The sequence below is a fragment of the Neisseria sp. P0021.S006 genome (assembly GCF_051956895.1).
Window position 1 is genome coordinate 1 of the sequence record NZ_JBQCWZ010000838.1, and the last position, 628, is coordinate 628.

A 628-nucleotide genomic window follows, 5' to 3' on the forward strand; every position below is an offset into this window, starting at 1 on the left:
GTTTCGGTGAAGCGACCAAGTTTGCCCAATATCTGATTGATGCCGACAAAGCCTATACGGCCACGCTGAAACTGGGCGAAGCCAGCAGTACAGGCGACGCCGAAGGCGAAATCATTGCCACCGCACGCGCCGATATTTCATTGTCCGAATTTCAGACGGCCTGCCAAGCCTTAACGGGCGATATCCGCCAAGTGCCGCCGATGTTTTCCGCCCTCAAACACGAAGGCAAACCGCTGTACGAATACGCGCGCAAAGGCATCGTTATCGAACGCAAAGCGCGCGACATCACCATTTACTCCATTGATATCACTGAGTTTAATGCACCCAAAGCCGTGATAGACGTACGTTGCAGCAAAGGCACTTACATCCGCACCCTCAGCGAAGACATCGCCAAACACATCGGCACATTCGCCCACCTGACCGCCCTGCGCCGTACTGAAACCGCCGGCTTTACCATTGCCCAAAGCCACACGCTCAAAGCCTTGGCAGAATTGGACGAAGCCGAACGCGATGCCCTGCTGCTGCCTTGCGATGTCTTGGTGCAACATTTTCCCAAACTCGAGCTGAACGACTACGCCGTTACCATGCTCAAACACGGCCAACGCCCCCAGTTTACCGAAGACATTTC

General features: G+C 54.8%; 1 protein-coding gene. It reads left to right on the forward strand.

Going from position 1 to position 628, the window contains the following annotated elements; all coding sequences use genetic code 11:
• Window positions 1–628, forward strand: a 628-nt coding sequence (truB, locus tag ACTHUM_RS17415; RefSeq protein WP_440403613.1) for a tRNA pseudouridine(55) synthase TruB, incomplete at both ends; no start/stop codon positions are given.